This is a genomic window from Thiocapsa sp. C2-2m (genome assembly GCF_041903745.1).
In the GTDB taxonomy this organism is placed as follows: Bacteria; Pseudomonadota; Gammaproteobacteria; order Chromatiales; family Chromatiaceae; genus Thiocapsa; species Thiocapsa roseilacustris.
Map to the genome: position 1 here is coordinate 1 of NZ_JBBWVD010000013.1, position 14,339 is coordinate 14,339.

Annotated in this window: 11 protein-coding genes and 1 riboswitch; of the genes, 10 read left to right on the top strand and 1 reads right to left on the bottom strand. The window is 61.1% G+C overall.

Annotated features, from left to right (window positions below; translation table 11 throughout):
• Positions 1-170: 170 nt before the first annotated feature.
• The 9 genes from AADX97_RS11560 (at position 171) to AADX97_RS11600 (ending at position 10,126) form a co-directional block, all read left to right on the top strand.
• Complete coding sequence (locus AADX97_RS11560) at positions 171-710, top strand: zinc ribbon-containing protein (RefSeq protein ID WP_374233733.1); 540 nt, start codon at positions 171-173, stop codon at positions 708-710.
• A 183-nt stretch (positions 711-893) separates the two neighbouring features.
• Positions 894-1,412 (top strand): sterol-binding protein, encoded by a 519-nt coding sequence (locus AADX97_RS11565; RefSeq protein ID WP_374233675.1) that lies wholly within the window; start codon positions 894-896, stop codon positions 1,410-1,412.
• Positions 1,413-1,781: 369 nt separating this feature from the next.
• Positions 1,782-1,870, top strand: a riboswitch (glycine riboswitch).
• A gap of 409 nt (positions 1,871-2,279) precedes the next feature.
• Entirely contained in the window at positions 2,280-3,371 is a 1,092-nt protein-coding gene (gcvT, locus tag AADX97_RS11570; RefSeq protein WP_374233674.1) for a glycine cleavage system aminomethyltransferase GcvT, read from the top strand.
• 83 nt (positions 3,372-3,454) lie between these two features.
• The gene (gene gcvH, locus AADX97_RS11575) at positions 3,455-3,847 is read left to right on the top strand and encodes a glycine cleavage system protein GcvH (protein ID WP_374233673.1); all 393 of its coding nucleotides are present in this window, start codon (positions 3,455-3,457) and stop codon (positions 3,845-3,847) included.
• A gap of 264 nt (positions 3,848-4,111) precedes the next feature.
• Positions 4,112-5,512 (top strand): aminomethyl-transferring glycine dehydrogenase subunit GcvPA, encoded by a 1,401-nt coding sequence (gene gcvPA, locus AADX97_RS11580; RefSeq protein WP_374233672.1) that lies wholly within the window; start codon positions 4,112-4,114, stop codon positions 5,510-5,512.
• 170 nt (positions 5,513-5,682) lie between these two features.
• Positions 5,683-6,180, top strand: coding sequence for a thiol peroxidase (gene tpx, locus AADX97_RS11585; protein ID WP_374233671.1), 498 nt, complete (start codon positions 5,683-5,685; stop codon positions 6,178-6,180).
• A 400-nt stretch (positions 6,181-6,580) separates the two neighbouring features.
• Positions 6,581-8,053 (top strand): aminomethyl-transferring glycine dehydrogenase subunit GcvPB, encoded by a 1,473-nt coding sequence (gene gcvPB, locus AADX97_RS11590; protein WP_374233670.1) that lies wholly within the window; start codon positions 6,581-6,583, stop codon positions 8,051-8,053.
• Positions 8,046-8,417, top strand: coding sequence for a diacylglycerol kinase (locus AADX97_RS11595; protein ID WP_374233669.1), 372 nt, complete (start codon positions 8,046-8,048; stop codon positions 8,415-8,417). The genes gcvPB and AADX97_RS11595 overlap by 8 nt, the downstream gene beginning before the upstream one ends.
• A 206-nt stretch (positions 8,418-8,623) precedes the next feature.
• The gene (locus AADX97_RS11600) at positions 8,624-10,126 is read left to right on the top strand and encodes a glycosyltransferase family 39 protein (RefSeq protein ID WP_374233668.1); all 1,503 of its coding nucleotides are present in this window, start codon (positions 8,624-8,626) and stop codon (positions 10,124-10,126) included.
• Positions 10,127-10,354: 228 nt separating this feature from the next.
• On the opposite strand, the gene AADX97_RS11605 is transcribed toward AADX97_RS11600, so the two are convergent.
• A complete protein-coding gene (locus tag AADX97_RS11605) occupies positions 10,355-13,138 on the bottom strand; it encodes a glycosyltransferase (protein WP_374233667.1) in 2,784 nt (927 codons plus the stop codon).
• A 497-nt stretch (positions 13,139-13,635) separates the two neighbouring features.
• Here AADX97_RS11605 and hslV point away from each other — a divergent pair, with 497 nt between their 5' ends.
• On the top strand, positions 13,636-14,181 hold the full coding sequence (hslV, locus tag AADX97_RS11610) for an ATP-dependent protease subunit HslV (protein WP_374233666.1): 546 nt from the start codon (positions 13,636-13,638) through the stop codon (positions 14,179-14,181).
• The last annotated feature ends 158 nt before the right edge of the window (positions 14,182-14,339 follow it).

The window sequence follows — 14,339 nt, forward strand, 5'->3', positions numbered from 1 at the left end:
TAATTCGCCCCTACACGCCGGTAGATCCTTTCCCGGAAATCACCTTAGTCGAGGACGACAACGACAACGACAACGACAACGAAGATGATCTCGGACGGTCTCGGAATCCACGCATCAGGTGCCGACGCAGCGACAAGCGCTGCCCCGCGCTCCAACCACCGGAGAGGATGATGAACGAAGAAGACAAAGGCACGACGACCGACAAACTGGTAGATGCCTACGAGCGGATGCTCAAGGAAACCCACGAGACCATCGAAAAGACCAAAGAGGAGTCGGTCCCGAAGTTTCGGGAGATCCTCGACAAGGCCCGCGACAACATGGTCGAGCTCGGCGAGCTGACACGCGAAGAAGCCGACAAGGTCTCCGACTATATCAAGCGCGACATCGAGGATGCGGCCAACTATATCGCCGAGACCGGCCAGGACATCCGCGACTGGTGGCGTTTCGACCTGCAGTTGATCGAGCAGCGCATGATGGACGCCTTTTCCAAGGTCGCCGACCAGACCAGCCTGCAGCTGGCCCAATGGGCCGAAGTTGCACGCCAGATGAGCCTCTATCAGGCCGGCGAGGTCACCGGCCCGGGCACCCTGGTGTGCGACCGCTGCGGGGCCGAGACCCATTTCGTCAAGGCCGGACGGATCCCGCCCTGCGCGGACTGCGGCGGCATGAGCTTCCGCCGCCGCAGCGACGAGCCAAGCGATAAGGGTTGAACCCGGACCCCGGCGCGAAGCCGTGGCGAGCCCGACGCCGCGAGCGACCCGATCAGCTCGTCGCCACGCAGTTGCATCACAGGCCCTGCGCCGACTAGCATCGAAACGCTCATACGACAACACAAACAGCGGGCACAGGCACCTCGATGCCCGCATACAACATCACCAGACGAGGACACCATCATGATTCGCCGCATCGCGCTCGCTCTCCCGGCACTCGCCCTGACCCTCTCCGCCGGCGCTCAGGCCGCAACCTTCATGGACGCCGATTGGGCGGCGTCCGCCTGCCAGGCATGGAACGGCGCCGGCACGCTTACCGCCGGTCTGGCCGGCGAAAACTGGGCGGCGAACAACGCCGGTCGCGGATACAAGGTCATCCAGCTCTACCGCACCCAGTGCGGCGAGGGCAGCCGTGTGGAGCTGCAGATCAGCGACAAGGACGGCAAGGCCCTCTGCACCTACGGCGGCGCAGTGAAGACCACGACGCTCGACCCCGCGGTCGATTACCTGATGAATGCGACCGACGAGGACTGGGCCTGCATGGGCGAGGGCCGCTTCGGCTGCGGCGCGATGGGCGCGATGACGACCGGCAAGCTCAAGTTCAAGGGACCCAAGATGGAGGCCATGAGCGTCATGGGTCCGTTCGACACCTTCCTGCAGTTGACCGGCAAGGTCGCGGGCGATAAGAGCGCTTGCCCATAGGCGGAGCCGGAGGCGGGTTGATGGTGGCGCTTTAGGCGATTTCCGGAAATCTACCTACCCTAGGTTGTGCTGACGATAGGAGGCACAACTTGCGCCGACGGTTGGTTGTGCCTCGCACGGCTCGGCACAACCTACGAACGCGGACAGACTCAACAGGCAAGTGTAAGCAGTGCGTGCGAATGAATTCGCACTACACGCAGATTATTCCCTTCCCGGGAATGACTTAAACCGCGCCAGCTCCGAGGGTTGTCGGAGCTGGCGCGGTCAAGCCAATCCAACAAACAACGCATGCCGCACCGAGCGCGGTTTAAGTCCGCAACCGCCATGGCTGGAAATCCGACCGAACCGCGCTTATAGTCCTGTTTCGCGTCAAGTCCCGCGGGAGAGTCCGGCCTCGGCCGGCGCCGAAGGCGCAACACTGCCCGGAATCGCTCAGGCAAAAGGACCGCGGGAATAACGACCGACTCTGGAGAGCGGTCCGGACTGCACCGACAGTCGGGATCCACCGAAGGGGCAGCGGCGACCGAGTCTTCGGCCGCCTGCAAACTCTCAGGTCTGGGACAGAGGGGCGGTGTCGAGGATCCGGGTGGATCCCGAAGGAGCGTGCCTGCACGAGTCCGGAACGCGCCGCGCGCCTGCTCCGTCGTCCCCGCATCCGGGGTCGCACCCTCAAGCGCATTCGCATTCGGGCTCGCCGTCCTGTATCGGACGGTCGACCCGTACGCGGCCTTCGCGCATCACCCGTTTCCTTCGCCCTTTGTATCGAGCGCACCTGCGCCCGATATTGACCCTGGTCGACGCCTCGCGAGCGGTGACGACTCAACAGGCCAGCCCGTCGGGCGAGCCACCAGGCGAACGGAGAGTCGGATGGGATTTCGCACACCCTTGTTTTCGGAGCATGAGCGTCTCGGCGCCCGGATCGTGCCCTTCGGCGGCTGGGACATGCCGCTGCAGTACGGCTCTCAGATCGAAGAACATCACGCGGTTCGCCGCGCCGCCGGGATGTTCGACGTCTCCCACATGCGCCCGGTCGACATCGAAGGCCCGGATGCCCTGCCCTTCCTGCGACATCTGCTCGCCAACGATGCCGCCAAACTGAACGCAACGGGCAAGGCGCTCTACGCCTGCATGCTCAACCCTCAGGGCGGCGTGATCGACGACCTCATCCTTTATTTTCGCGGACCCGAGCGGTATCGCGCGGTGGTCAACGCCGGCACCGCAGACAAGGACATCGACTGGATGCAGTCACAGGTCACCGGCCGGCAGGTCGACATCCGAAGCCGCGACGACCTCGCCATGATCGCCGTACAGGGACCGGATGCGCGTACCCGCGTCGAGCCGCTGTTGTCCGATTGCCTGCGCGCCTCGGCGATGCAGGTCGGGCCCTTCTTCGCCGCCGAAGACGCGCACTGGTTTGTCGGGCGCACCGGCTACACCGGAGAGGACGGCTTCGAGATCATGCTGCCGAGCGCGGATGGCGCTGCACTCTGGCGCGCGCTTCTCGCGGAGGATGTGCGCCCCTGCGGCCTCGGCGCTCGGGATACCCTGCGCCTGGAGGCCGGCATGAACCTCTACGGTCAGGATATGGACGAGACGGTCGGCCCGCTCGACGCCGGCCTGGGCTGGACCATCGCCTGGCAGCCGCAGGAGCGCAACTTCATCGGCCGCGAGGCCCTGACCGCTCGGCGCGACCATCCCGAGAGACGCGACTTCGTCGGCCTCCTCTTGACCGGCCGCGGCGTCCTGCGCCCGCACCAGAGCGTCCTCGCGGACGGCCGGGTGGTCGGCGAGGTCACCTCGGGCGGCTTCTCGCCCACCCTGGAGCGCTCGATCGCGTTCGCGCGGGTCGAGCCCGGCACACCCGCGGAGTGCGCGGTCGACATCCGCGGTAAACCCGTGAGCGCACGCATCGTCAAACCACCGTTCGTGCGGCAAGGCCGGAGCTGCATCGACCTCTGACCGCTGCAGTCCGGGGTCCGGACATGTGAACCGCCAACGTACGACGACCGCATAGACAACCCGTCGATTGATCGGAGAGAACCATGAGCGACGTCCCTGCTGACCTGAGATACACCAAGAGCCACGAGTGGATCAGAGACAACGGCGACGGCACCGTCACCGTCGGGATCACCGATCACGCCCAAGAGGCGCTCGGCGACATCGTTTTCGTCGAGATCCCGGATCAAGGGCGCGAGGTCGACGCCGAGGAGGCCTGCGCCGTGGTCGAGTCGGTCAAGGCCGCCTCCGATATCTATTCACCGCTCGCCGGCGAGGTCATCGAGTCCAACGCGATCCTGAACGACAGCCCGGAGTCGATCAACAACAGCCCCTACGACGAAGGCTGGATCTTCCGCCTCGCCCCGAACGACATGACGGCGCTCGCCGGACTCCTGGACGCAGCCGCCTATCAGCAGGTCGTCGAGGACGAGGCATAGACTGCGTTGGGTGATTCGTGGACAAGTCACGAACGCAATGCCGGGACGCATGTAGGGGCGACTTAAGTCGCCCCTACGCTCGGGTGGTCAAGCCGAGCAGGCACTGCAAACGACCGCAGCAGACGCGGTTCGGCCGGGAACCTGAGTTATGCTCAACACACTTCGGTTTTTCGGCTTTCCGGTCGCTAAGCCACTGTTCAAGAAATTGTATCTAGCCACTAGCCACTAGCCACTAGCCACTAGCCACTCACCACTCATCACTATATGCCCTTTGTACCCCACACCCCCGACGACATCGCCGCGATGCTCGACACCGTCGGCGTCGCCTCCATCGATGATCTGTTCGACGAGATCCCGGCCGAGCTTCAGATCGGGGAGCTAGCCGCTATCCCCTCCGGCATGGCCGAGATGGACATCGCTCGACTGATGCAGTCGCGCGCGCGCGCCGACGGGCAGCCGCTCTGCTTCATCGGCGCCGGTGCCTACGATCATCACATCCCGGCCGCAGTCTGGCAGATCGCCGGCCGCGGGGAGTTCTACAGCGCCTACACGCCCTATCAGGCGGAGGCCAGTCAGGGCACCCTGCAGCTGCTCTACGAGTTCCAGTCCATGATGGTCGCCTTGACCGGACTGGACGTCTCCAACGCATCGCTCTACGACGGCGCCTCGGGTCTGGCCGAGGCGGTCTTGATGGCCGTGCGCGCGAACCGCAAGGTCAAGTCAGAAAAGGTCCTCGTACCGCGATCCCTGCATCCGGCCTATCGACGCACCCTGCGCTGCATCGTCTCCACCCAGGGGATCGAGCTGGTCGAGGTGCCGTTTGACCTGCGTGGCGGACACACCAGGATCGAGGCGCTGGATGCGCTGGCGGAGCAAGGCCCCTACGCCGCGCTCGTTGTCAATCAGCCTAACTTCTTTGGCGTGCTCGAAGACGTCGACGCGCTCACCGACTGGGCCCACGCCCGCGACGCACTGGTCATCGGGGTCGTCAACCCGGTCGCGCTCGCCCTGCTCTCCCCGCCCGGAGACTGGGGCAGCACCGGCGCGGATATCGCCTGCGGTGAGGCGCAACCCTTGGGCATGCCGCTCGCGTCCGGCGGACCCTATGCAGGGTTCCTCTGTTGTCGTCAGGAATTCGTGCGCCAACTGCCGGGGCGCATCGTCGGCCGCACGCTCGATCTCGACGGCAAACCGGGCTTCACCTTGACCCTGCAGGCCCGCGAGCAACATATCCGGCGCAACAAGGCGACCTCCAACATCTGCACCAATCAAGGGTTACTGGTCACCGCCGCGACCATCCACATGACCCTCCTGGGCGCCGAGGGATTGGAGCGTGTCGCCGCGGCCTGTCATGCCAACACACGACGGCTCGCCGAGCTGCTGTGCGCAGTCCCGGGCGTGGAGCCCCTGTTCGACCGCCCGGTCTTTCACGAACAGGCGCTGCGCCTGCCGGCACCCGCGGCGGTCGTCCTTCGCTCGCTGGCTTCACACAACATCCTGGGCGGATGCGACCTCGGCGCGGAGTATCCGGAGCTCGATCCCGCGGTCCTGGTCTGCGCGACCGAGCTGAGAACGGAGGAGGAAATGCACTCCTACGCAAGCAAGCTCGGGCGTATCATCGCAACCCAAACGCAGGCGTCCTACCCGGTGGCGCCCAAGATTTAGCAGCGCTTGCCTCAACCCTGTGAATCGGACCGGGCGTGAGTAAGGGGCGGTTTGAAAACAAAGCGTAAAGATATGTAAACGCCTTCAGCCGTAGGTTGGGCAAAGCGTAGCGTGCCCAACCCGCGCCGACATGGATGCAACATCCAACCACCAACGATCGGAACACACTCATGGCTCAAACAGCACTGCAAGGCAACCCCGTCCAGCTCGCCGGCGACCTGCCCGCCGTCGGCAGCACCGCGCCCGACTTCAAGCTGGTCGACAAGGATCTCGGCGACAAGTCCTTGGCCGATTTCGCCGGCAAGAAGAAGCTGCTCAACATCGTTCCCAGCCTGGACACGCCGGTCTGCGCGACCTCGACCAAGCACTTCAACACGGCAATGGCCGGCAAACCCGACTCGGTCGCCTTGGTGATCTCGGCCGACCTGCCCTTCGCGATGGGTCGCTTCTGCGCGGCCGAGGGCATCGAGAATGTCGTCGTGCTGTCCATGATGCGCTCGCGCAGCTTCGCAAAGGACTACGGCGTGCTCATCGAGGACGGTCCGCTCGCCGGCATCACCGCCCGCGCCGTCGTGGTCCTGGATGCCGACAACAAGGTCGTCTACACCCAGCTCGTACCCGACATCACCCAAGAGCCCGACTACGACGCGGCCTTGGCTGCACTCTGAGGCGCATTCTTGCCGACTCGAATTAAACCGCGCCCGGTGCGGTATGCGAGGTTTTTGGATGGGATCGGCCCCGGCAGTTTTGACGACCGCTGGAGTCGGCGCGGTTTAAGATATTAAAAAATATATTATTTTAAACCGCGTCCCCGCTAAGGGCGGTGGATGCACCAAACGTCGAGCCCACTCGAAAGTGAGCATCTCGCTCTGGGCGCGGTTTACCTCTCACGGAGACCTGGAGGGCACGGAGAATCCGAGATCCGTCCTACATACGCTCCGTGTCTTCGTGTCTCCGTGTCTCCGTGAGAGACTTTGAAGCTGATAGGTGCTCAGCCCGACGCCGTCACGCATTGCGCCGTTGTGCCCTTGCGGTTCCGACTCGACCCACTCACCGAAGCCGACTGCCATGCTGATACATGACCGCTCCAGACCCGGACGCCGCGCCACCGCGCAGGCACCGCTCGCCATGCCCGAGGTCACGGATATTCCGGCCGCGCTGCGGCGTCGGAGCCGACCCGTCCTGCCGGAGGTTTCCGAGCTTCAAGCGGTCCGCCACTACACACGGCTGTCGCAGAAGAACTTCTCGATCGACACCCATTTCTACCCGCTGGGCTCCTGCACGATGAAGTACAACCCGCGGGCCTGCAACACGCTGGCGATGCTGCCCGGATTCCTGGCGCGGCATCCGCTGGCGCCCGAGTCCCATAGCCAAGGCTTCATGGCCTGTCTCTACGAGCTGCAGGAGATGCTCAAAGAGGTCACCGGGATGCATGCGGTCTCCTTGGCCCCCGCCGCCGGCGCACAAGGCGAGCTGGCCGGCGTCGCCATGATCCGCGCCTATCATCTGGCCCGCGGCGATCTCGCCCGCACCGAGATCCTGGTCCCCGACGCGGCACACGGCACCAACCCGGCATCCGCAGTCATGTGCGGCTTCAAGGTCCGCGAGATCCCGACCGGACCCGACGGCGACGTCGACCTTGCCGCGCTCGAGCAGGCCGTCGGGCCTCGGACCGCCGGCATCATGCTGACCAACCCAAGCACGGTCGGCGTGTTCGATCGCAACATCCAGGCGATCGCCGCGCGCGTCCATGCCGCCGGCGGACTGCTCTATTACGACGGCGCCAATCTCAACGCCATCCTCGGCAAGGTCCGCCCGGGCGACATGGGCTTCGACGTCATCCACATGAACCTGCACAAGACCTTCTCCACGCCACACGGCGGAGGTGGTCCGGGCGCCGGACCGGTCGGTGTCTCGGCGCGGCTTGAGCCTTACCTGCCGGTCCCGTTGGTCGCCTTCGACGGCGACGCGTATCGTTGGCTCGCCGAGCCCGAACGCCCCGAGAGCATCGGGCGCCTCACCGCGTTCGGCGGCAACATGGGCATCCTGCTGCGCGCCTATATCTACGCGCGACTGCTGGGACGCGAGGGGATGCGCCGCGTCTCCGAATTCGCGACCCTGAACGCCAACTATCTGATGGCGCGGCTGAAGGCCGCCGGCTTCGATGCCGCCTATCCGCAACGTCGCGCCAGCCACGAGTTCATCATCACGCTCAGGCGCGAGGCGAAGGAGCTGGACGTCAACGCGATGGATTTTGCCAAGCGCCTGCTCGACTACGGCTATCACGCCCCGACCACCTACTTCCCGCTGCTGGTTCCCGAATGTCTGCTGATCGAGCCAACCGAGAGCGAAAGCAAGGAGGAGCTCGACGGCTTCGTCGCGGCCATGATCGCGATCCGGGAGGAGGCACAAACCAATCCCGAGTTGGTCAAAACCGCTCCCCACACCATGCCGGTACGTCGACTCGACGACGTGCGGGCCGCTCGTAACCTGGATCTCGCCTGGAATCCGCAAGAACACCACAAGGACATGCATGGCTAATCAGAATGCCAAGGGGTGGCGCCGAGTCATCTATGCGTTTGGATACTCGATGAAGGGTTTCAAGGCCTGTTTCGAGCTGGAGGAGGCCTTCCGTCAGGAGGTCTTCCTGCTGATCCCGCTGCTCCCGTTGGGACTGTGGCTCGGCGACTCCGCAGTCGAGCGCGCCATGCTCGTCGGCAGTCTGCTCATCGTCCCCATCGTGGAGCTGTTGAATTCTGCGATCGAAGCGAACGTCGATCGTGTCGGCATGGAGCGCAACGAGCTGTCGGCCCGCGCAAAGGACATCGCCTCGGCTGCGGTCTTTTCGAGTATCGTGTTCGCCTTGGTGGTCTGGGGATTGATCCTGATTCCGAAGTGGATTTGACGGCCGTTCCGCCGGAATGCTTCGAACCGAAAACCGGGTGCACTCGAAGCGCGTTCATTTCGCGCCACGCCACCGGTGTAAAATGAATACATGACCGCGGGCTGTTCTTCACCCACCCCGGCCGCGCCCCCGATCGCTGAACCTATTTTTCCAACCAACGCTACGGCCATCCCGTCAGTAGCGCGCAAGGGGTTAGATCACACGCCATGACGATATCGCTGACCTCAGCCAACAGCCACGCCCATTCAAACTGGATCCCGTTTTGGCTTTTTCTGATCGCTTTTTCGCTACGACTCGTCGTCCTTCTTCTTACCATCGATGTCCCGGGCGACGGACCGACTCGCGCCATTCAAGCGTTTCAATGGTTCCACGCACCTTCGATAATGATCTCCGGGGTTTGGCTTCCCGGGAACACCTATCTTCATGGCCTATTTTACGTTCTCTTGGATGATCCGACCGTTACATCGAGACTCGTCAATCTGTTGATCGGATCTTTCACCGTCGTCATCCTGTATTTTCTTGTTCTCAAGGTCTTCGACCCCCTCACCGCCCTGCTGACTGGGATTGTCCTCACACTCCTTCCGATTCACATCGGGCTTAGCGCGACCTCACTCACCGAGCCAACGTTCCTGTTCGAGGTCCTGACCGGAAGCCTGTTTCTGGTTTCCGCGGCAAACACCAGGAGCAACACCCGCTATCTTCTCCTGACCGCAGCTGTGCTCGTCCTCGCGTTATCGGTCATGACCCGTTACGAGGGGTGGGTCCTCGCGCCGATCTTCGTCGCGTATTATTACGCCAAGACCCGCAGCCGCACCGAGTCCATCTTGGTTCTCTGTGGACTTTTCCTGTACCCACTGATCTGGACCTACGGCAACTATCTGCATACCGGAGATCCTTTCCTCGGCTTCAGTCAGGCCAAGGGCTGGTATCACGGCGTCAAGCCCGTCGGAGCGATTGAAGCCGCTCAAGTTATCAGCGAAAAATCCACGAAACACCTAGGCTACGGCATAGCGATTGCTGTTATCATCGGCCTCATTCTTCTCCTCTCAGACATCGCGCGCCGTCGATTCTCGCTGGAGAAAGCATTTTACCTGCTCTTGTTTGCGGTCTACTCGACCATTATGTATCGTTTCACGCTTGATCGCGGATGGGATCTATGGGACCGATATCTTCTATTTGGTTTCGTGTTGGCACTTCCGCTCGCCGTTTCGCCGTTTGCACGCCTGACAGTCAGCTGGCAACCTCGCTGGCGAAACGTGCTTGTCGTTCTTGTTTTGCTTTTCCCAATGCTCTACAAGCCTAAGCTCTACGATACGCTCGACCATCTCTACAACGACTTTTATGTCACGCTTTGGAGACCGAACGAAATCACGCAGATCTCGTCTTGGCTGCAAGAAGGCCCATACCGCGATTACGTCATACTTCTGACAGAGATCGAAGGACAATCCTGGTATCTTCCTACGTATGTGGCTCGCCCCGAGCTACAACATTGCGTTTTCGCCTATTATGCCGAGGATCATTATGTGCGATCGTGTTTGGATTTAGGCAACCACGTCCTGTTTGTGACCAGCGATCAGGATCGAGACGTGCAGAGCCGAATCGAAGGCCTGATCGGCGCTTTCATCGAAGACCATATGCTCGTGCATACCGAAGGAGACATCAGGGTCTACGACATCAGTCGAATCCATCAAACCCGCACGAGCGATTGAGAGCGGCTTCTTTATTTCGGCTGAACCGGGCGTGGACCATCGCTTCGGACAACACGTAAGACCGAGGCGGAACGCCGGGACACAAAATGTGGGCCTTATTCATCAGGCCCGCCGGGAAAGCTCCGTACGCGCGGGTGAACTGCGCAGCGCTTGTCCACCCGACCACTCCGATCGGCGGCTTAACGGATCTTTGAGTGATACCGCTTTCTTCTTCTGCACATCGATTCCTCATGTCGACTTGCCGGAATCCGGATCCACCAGGTCCAGATAGCGTTTCGCGATCGCAGTCCAGTCCAGCGCATCGACATAGGTCTTGGCGCGCTCGGCGATGGCTCGCGCTTCTCGCGGATGTTCGAGCAGCCGCACGACCGCGTCAGCGATTCCATCAAAATCGTCGACGATTACAGCGTGGATACCCGGCTCGGCGGGTATCCCTTCGATCCCCTTACTCGTGGTCACGACCGGCACAGACGCGGCAAAATACTCCAGGATCTTCATACGCGTGCCGCCACCCTTCTGCAAGGGCACCACGGCAATGTCGGCGCTCTTCAGGTAAGGTGCGAGGTTATCGACCGCCCCCGTGAAGACGACATCCGGATGCGGACTCTCTGGGGGTGGCTCCGGGCCGATCGCGAACACCCTCGCATCAATCCCCCTCGTTCTCAAACGAGGCAGGATCTCGGATGCAAGTAATTCGACCGACTCAAGATTGGGTCGATAACTATAGATCCCGTGATACACGATAATCGGGCAGTTCGGCGGCACCTCATGGAGATCCCGCAAACCGAAGGAATAGGTTTGATCAAAGAGTCGCAGATCCACGCCATGAGGCACGACCTGCACCTTCCGCGGCTCCACCCCGTGAGCGATCAGGAGATCGCGATCCGGCTCCGATACGGCTATCACATGATCGACCTGATTGCAGACCCCGATCTCCAGTTTCCGCAACCATTCATAAGCCTTCGGCGTGGTCATCGGGTATTGAGATAGGATACGATCACATTCCACGTTATGCTCGACGAGCAGGGTTTTCGCGGGTTTGATTCGGCTGATCTGCAAACATGGCCTGGCATAGGCTGGAAACTCGGCCTGATAGAGTTTGATCCTATACTTGAATGCCAGATAAAGAAGCCTCGCGGTATAGCTCCAATCATGCCATGCCTGATAGATGTATGCCTCGTTCAGCGGCATTCCAGAGCGCAAGACCCTCTTGCGGCCGAACCGATTCATGAGACCCGTAAGCCGGATCCACCGCGGAAAGAGATGCTCTTCGGCGACACCGGCTTTGAATAGATAGTAACGGCCCCAGTCACCGCTGATCAGGAGAACACCATCGACAAAATGAGAAAGCCCCCAAGCGGTTCGTTCGATCTTGACCGCCGCGCCATGATTGGTTGGAAAGATATCTTCGCGGGAGACGATGGCGACATAGCCCGATCGACGCTCTTCGTTAGGCCTTAACAGCGTAACTGCGGAACCGGTATATCGACCGGCCGAGGCGAGAAAGTCATCCGAAGGCGCGGGCTCTTCCCAGGCCAGCCTGATCGCCTGCCATCCGCGATAGCGCAATGATCCAAACCAACTACGCGCCTTGTTCAAGGTATTGCGGAGCGGCTCGGTCAGTCGCCAGCTTGTGCTGTTGAGAATTTCGTCAAGGCGCTGCTGCAATTTCTCTTCATGATGACTCAGTTCGGCGATACGGTGACATTTGTTATCACTCTGATGGCGCAGATCATCAATATTACCGCGCAGATCATCAATATGACTGCGCAGATCGCTCATCCAGTCGTTCCTAAGTCGAATATCGCGGTCTAGCCTAGCTAGTTGTAGTTCGGCGTCGATGAAAAGCCAATCCGCCTGTTTCTCGGGAGGCTTCAAGTGTTGAAGGTACTCCATGAGTGGTCGAATCGTTTTAAAATAATGATAGCGCTCGTCGACCAGGCGGATCGCATTGGCGGATTTTCGGGAGAAACCCGAGGCCGCCTTGGAGATCGAGCCGAGCAGCTCGGGCAGATCCTCCGGACCATCGATGACCCAACCGGCGTCATAGTCCATGAGCTCCCGAGCCAGCTCCAGGGTTCTATTACAAATCACCGGCAGGCCGCAGCGCAGGAACTCGACGGACCGGAATGAGGCGCTGAAATCCCTTTCGATATTGTAGTCGGACAATTCGATCCCGATGTCGCATTCATTCCTGAAGAATTGCGCCATGTCGCGATAGGGCAGCAACCCCATTGTCATGAGTGTCGGATCCGGATCGGAAATTGCCACGTCATTCGCGTCCGGCGCATCGTCTGACGCCGCCTCTTGAACATAGCCTCCAGACAGGATGACCAATTTCCCCGACATCTTGGAGCCGTCGGCAAGCGTTTCGCGGATGCTTTGGTGATAGCGTTCGTCCATCCGCCAGGGCCAGGATACGCCGCCGGTCACGATCGACCAATCGTCCGAGGACCCTCGATCCGGCAGGGGCGAAAATGGCTCCGTGGAAATCGGGATGATGTCGATTGGAACATGGAATCGACAGTCGAATCCAGCCAGTATCAACCAGGGAATCAGGAATTGGCGCTGGCGCGGTGTTCCACAAATGAAGCGGCTCGCCTTGCGATACTGTGCCAACATTCGACCGGCGTAGTGACTGACATTCTCACTCTCCTGAAACAGGATCTCGAGGATCCGGGGAGCGATCAGATCGACGATCAGCGGGATCTCGAAATCGTACGGGAAGGATTCCAGCAGCTCCCAATAACCGACCAGGATCGCTTGCGGCCGGACCTCGCGAATCAATGCGTGCAGATCAATGCTGTTTCCGAAGTACCGGATGTGAGGTTCGGAAACGCTGGGTTCGCTGTGACTTTCCCGATGAGATGAACGCGATCCTGGATAAGCGATTTCGACATCGACCCCATGCTCTGCGAGCCCTCGACCGAGGTAATATGCCCTAATGGAATTACCCGACAGGACGTGGTCAGGCTGAAATGACGAGCCGTGGGTAACAATAAGCACTTTCATTACAAAAAAGCCTGAGCGACGGGGACGCACACTGACAACCTAAATGCATGTTTATGCCTTTTCGATTGCCTGATTTAAGGGCGTTTAGTGACTTTGATTAAAAGTAAATGGGCGGGAAGCAATTTCCGGCAATGCAGGTCGAGGCAGGGAGCACGACTACCGGTTCGTGGAGACCTCGGCGGGTTACCCCGCCATGATGCAGGAAGCCAAGAATCAAGACAAGTGAACTCGGAACCAAGCTCAGAACCCCGTCATCTCTCGACCTCGGGAAGGGGTCATTGATCACATCAAACAGCCGAAAAACAGCCTGCCGGCGGCAACGCTATCGAGATCAAGGGCCGGGCAAACAACTCGACACAGTATCTGCAGCCTCGGGTCGATGCATCTGAGCCGCGTGAGGCGACAAACATCGAGCACGACAACGCCGCCTCAAAGCGCATCGTTTCGCGCGCAGATGCCGTAGAATAGCGACATCGTAACAACAGCGAAGCACGACGATGGAAAGTTTTCGCGGTACGACGATTCTCTCGGTTCGGCGCGGCGGCAAGGTCGTGATCGGCGGCGACGGGCAGGTCTCGCTCGGGCAGACGGTCATGAAGGGCAACGCGCGCAAGGTCCGTCGGCTCTTCAAGGGCCAGGTGATTGCCGGGTTCGCCGGCGCCACGGCGGATGCCTTCACGCTCTTCGAGCGCTTCGAGGGCAAGCTCGAAAAACACCAGGGTCACCTAACCCGATCCGCCGTCGAGCTGGCGAAGGACTGGCGAACCGATCGCATGCTGCGTCGGCTCGAGGCGTTGCTTTGCATCGCCGACGCGCAAACCTCGCTCATCATCTCCGGAACGGGCGACGTGGTGGAGCCCGAGAACGACCTCATGGCCATCGGGTCCGGCGGGGCCTTCGCTCAGGCCGCGGCCCGCGCGCTGCTCGAGAACACCGAGCTGGGAGCCAGCGAGATCGTCGAGAAGGGCTTGAACATCGCCGCGGACATTTGCATCTATACCAATCACAATCTGGTGCTTGAGGAGCTCGACACGAACCGGTGAAGACTGTTTGTCGCGCCATAGCTGAGACAATCACCGGGGACCGGTATTGTTTCCTGCAGAGACGGTCGTCGGCACGCGCAGCAGACCTTGGCGACGATCTGTTGACGCCGGCACCCTGGTTCAAGCTCAAGAGACCTCTTACGAACACACGGAGAGCA

Excerpts from the sequence above, each read along its gene's own strand:
- AADX97_RS11605 (WP_374233667.1), bottom strand. The coding sequence starts at position 13,138 with ATGAAAGTGCTTATTGTTACCCACGGCTCGTCATTTCAGCCTGACCAC.
- gcvT (WP_374233674.1), top strand. The coding sequence starts at position 2,280 with ATGGGATTTCGCACACCCTTGTTTTCGGAGCATGAGCGTCTCGGCGCC.
- gcvH (WP_374233673.1), top strand. The coding sequence starts at position 3,455 with ATGAGCGACGTCCCTGCTGACCTGAGATACACCAAGAGCCACGAGTGG.
- AADX97_RS11560 (WP_374233733.1), top strand. The coding sequence starts at position 171 with ATGAACGAAGAAGACAAAGGCACGACGACCGACAAACTGGTAGATGCC.
- AADX97_RS11600 (WP_374233668.1), top strand. The coding sequence starts at position 8,624 with ATGACGATATCGCTGACCTCAGCCAACAGCCACGCCCATTCAAACTGG.
- hslV (WP_374233666.1), top strand. The coding sequence starts at position 13,636 with ATGGAAAGTTTTCGCGGTACGACGATTCTCTCGGTTCGGCGCGGCGGC.
- AADX97_RS11565 (WP_374233675.1), top strand. The coding sequence starts at position 894 with ATGATTCGCCGCATCGCGCTCGCTCTCCCGGCACTCGCCCTGACCCTC.
- AADX97_RS11595 (WP_374233669.1), top strand. The coding sequence starts at position 8,046 with ATGGCTAATCAGAATGCCAAGGGGTGGCGCCGAGTCATCTATGCGTTT.
- gcvPB (WP_374233670.1), top strand. The coding sequence starts at position 6,581 with ATGCTGATACATGACCGCTCCAGACCCGGACGCCGCGCCACCGCGCAG.
- tpx (WP_374233671.1), top strand. The coding sequence starts at position 5,683 with ATGGCTCAAACAGCACTGCAAGGCAACCCCGTCCAGCTCGCCGGCGAC.
- gcvPA (WP_374233672.1), top strand. The coding sequence starts at position 4,112 with ATGCCCTTTGTACCCCACACCCCCGACGACATCGCCGCGATGCTCGAC.